This window comes from Pseudomonas sp. PICF6 (genome assembly GCF_009831705.1).
Classification (GTDB): Bacteria; Pseudomonadota; Gammaproteobacteria; order Pseudomonadales; family Pseudomonadaceae; genus Aquipseudomonas; species Aquipseudomonas rhizophila.
Genome location: NZ_WUUD01000005.1, coordinates 19,212 through 22,177 on the forward strand (window position 1 = coordinate 19,212; position 2,966 = coordinate 22,177).

A 2,966-nucleotide genomic window follows, 5' to 3' on the forward strand; every position below is an offset into this window, starting at 1 on the left:
ACGCCCACGGTGAACCTCACGGACCCGAGCAACTTCATCGCTCTGGACACCAGTAACGTCAGCGACCTGACAGGCAACGCCGGAGCAAGCGTGGCGGTGTCCAACAATTACGCCATCGACACCGTGGTGGCCAACGATGTGAAGCCACCGCCGGAGTTCCTGACGTCCGACCCTGTCACGGTCGTGCCGCCCTCCGAGGTGCCGTTGCAGCCGATTGTCTTTACGCCGCCAACCGGTGACCTCGGCTCGCCGCTGGGCTTTCCACCGCTGTTTGAACAACGCGACGTGGGCGGCGGCATTCGGCCGATCGGCGACATTTTCATCAACCGTGGTGCACTGGCGCCGAGCTATATCGCCCAGGTATTCAGCTCCGACGCTGCGGGCGATGGCTCCGGCCAGGGCTTCCTGGGCTTCGGGGGTGGCGATGGCGGGGTGTTCGGCAGCAGCACGATCGCCGGTCTGTTCAGCCAGGATGCCGGTTCCGATGGTGAATCGCTGGACGCCTTCGACAGCCAGTCGATGCAGGGCGGTGATGGGTCTCAAGGGGTATTCGGCGCACCAACCCTGGGCCAGCAACTTCAACAACTCAAAGACACCGAGCAGCGTCAGGTCGACAGCCTGGCAATGGCATTGCAACAGGTCGGCATGAGCCAGGCGCAGGCCTGAACAACTAAAAAAATTGGGGCAGCCAGGGGCAATCCAGGGAATGAATAGAAGTCAGAAGTTATTCGCAATGAGTGTGCTGGCGTTGACGGTCAGCGGATGTGCGGTCACCAGCGAGCCGATCGAGCGTAGCGTCAGCGAACAGCGCGCCCGGACCGATCTGCAGAATATGTACAAGGATCAGGAGCCCCTCAGCGGCCCGCTGACCCTGCACCAGGCCATGGCCCGTGCGGTGAAGTACAACCTTGAAGGCCGCTTGAAGATCATGGAAGAAGCCCTGGCCAAGCGTCAGCTGGACCTGGCCAGTTTCGACATGCTGCCGCGCATGGCCCTGGACGCCGGCTACGTGGGCCGCAACAACGTCAGCGCTTCCAGCAGCCAGAGCGTGGAAACCGGTACCCAGTCTCTGGAACCGTCGACCTCCCAGGACCGCGATCGCGAAGTAGCCGACCTGACCATGGTCTGGAACGTGCTCGATTTCGGCGTGAGTTACATCAGCGCCAAGCAGGCCGGGGACCAGCGGCTGATCGTGCAGGAGCGTCGGCGCAAAGTCATCAACACTATCGTCCAGGATGTGCGTTCGGCTTACTGGCGAGCCATGGCCGCCGAGCGCCTGCTCAAGCAGATCGACAGCCTGATGGTCCGAGTCGATACGGCCCGCGGCAACAGTCAGAGCATGAGCGAGCAACGCATTGGCGATCCGGTGCAGGCACTGGGTTACCAGCGTTCGCTGATCCAGGCCACCCGCCAGCTCGAAGAGCAGCGCCGGGCGTTGTCCCTGGCCAAGACGGAACTGGCGACGCTGATCAACCTGCCCCTGGGCACCGAGCTGACCTTGGCCACCCAGGATGAGTACGTCATCCCGGAACTCAAGGTCGACCTCGCGCGCCTGGAACAGGAAGCCCTGACCAGTCGCCCGGAACTGCGCGAGCAGGACTACCAGACGCGCATTACCGCCGCTGAAACCCGCAAGGCCATGCTGCGCCTGTTACCTGGGCTGGAGTTCTCCGCTGGGGGGCATTACGACAGCAACTCGTTCCTGGTGGAGCAGGGCTGGGCTGACTATGGCGTGAAGGTCACCTGGAATCTGTTCAACGTGATCTCCGCCCCGGCGGCCATCAACGTGGCCAAGGCCGGTGAAGAGGTCGCGGCGGCGCGGCGCCAGGCGATGTCGATCGCCGTGCTGGCGCAGCTGTACGTGGCCAATGCCAATTACCGCGAGGCGCTGCGCCAGTTCAAGACCAGCCAGCAGCTGTCGGAGATCGATGGGCAGATCGTGGGTCAACTGCGCAACCGCCATCAGGCCGCCGGCTTGGGTGAGCTGGACCTGATCCAGGGCGAACTCAATACGCTGCAGGCTGACTTGCGGCGGGATCTGGCCTATGCCGACCTGCGCAACGCCTACGGCCAGATCTTTGCCAGCGCTGGCCTCGACCCGTTGCCCGATGAAGTGCAATCGACCCAAGTGCAGTCCATTGCCACGGCGTTGGCCAACCGCGAAGCGGCGTGGGCCCAGGGCGATATCGCGGTGCCGACCGCGGCGGTGACCCAGTAACAGGCCGTACGCATGGTGCGCCCGGCGTTTTCCCGGCTGCCGGTAACGGTGAACCTGCCTTTGCTGTTGCAGGCACTGGCAGCCGTTGAGGACGATCATTGGCAAGGCCACTTCAACAGCGCGTACTACAGTGGTGACTGGAGTGGCGTGGCGCTGATTTCGGCGGTCGATGCCTTGACCCCGTTGTCTCCCGGGCGCGGTCAGCCCGTGCAGCGCGCGCTCTGGTCAGAGGATGCCCGTTGGCACGAGGCGTTGCGCGACTGGCCGTTGGAAATCGTCTCGGCCCGGCTGCTGCGACTCGGTCCCGGCGGGTGTATCCACGAGCATCGCGATTATGACCTGGGTGGCGCGAACGCCGATCTGCGCCTGCATGTGCCGCTGCTCAGCCCGCTTGGCGTGGATTTCTGGCTGGATGGGCAACGCATTCCGATGACGGCGGGCGAATGCTGGTTTCTTGATCTGTCGCTGCCTCATCGCGTCGATAACCACAGCAGTCAGCCGCGGATTCATCTGGTGCTCGATTGCCGCCCCAGCCCATGGCTGCAACGGCAGGTCGCCGCCGGGCTGCTCAGCACACCGGCAATCGTGGCTGAGCGAAGTGATCTGGTGTGCTTTGAGCAGCTCGTTGAAACCGACCCTCACCTTGCCCGGACTTTGCAGAGCCTGCATGACGTAGACGCTTTCATTGAGTGCGCAATCGCGATGGCTGCCTCACGCGATTTGCACGTTACCCGGGAGCAATTGCAGG

Annotated in this window: 2 protein-coding genes and 1 pseudogene; all 3 read left to right on the plus strand. The window is 63.5% G+C overall.

Features of this window, described 5'->3' with window-relative positions; genetic code table 11:
- A pseudogene (locus tag GSM73_RS26800) lies at positions 1-666 on the plus strand (glycosyl hydrolase); the annotation flags it as partial.
- A 40-nt stretch (positions 667-706) separates the two neighbouring features.
- A complete protein-coding gene (locus GSM73_RS03145) occupies positions 707-2,218 on the plus strand; it encodes a TolC family protein (protein ID WP_076383244.1) in 1,512 nt (503 codons plus the stop codon).
- A gap of 12 nt (positions 2,219-2,230) precedes the next feature.
- Positions 2,231-2,966 (plus strand): aspartyl/asparaginyl beta-hydroxylase domain-containing protein (locus GSM73_RS03150; RefSeq protein ID WP_160891540.1); only part of this gene is annotated, 736 nt, incomplete at its 3' end.

Coding starts and splice junctions, on each gene's coding strand:
- GSM73_RS03145 (WP_076383244.1), top strand. CDS start 707: ATGAATAGAAGTCAGAAGTTATTCGCAATGAGTGTGCTGGCGTTGACG.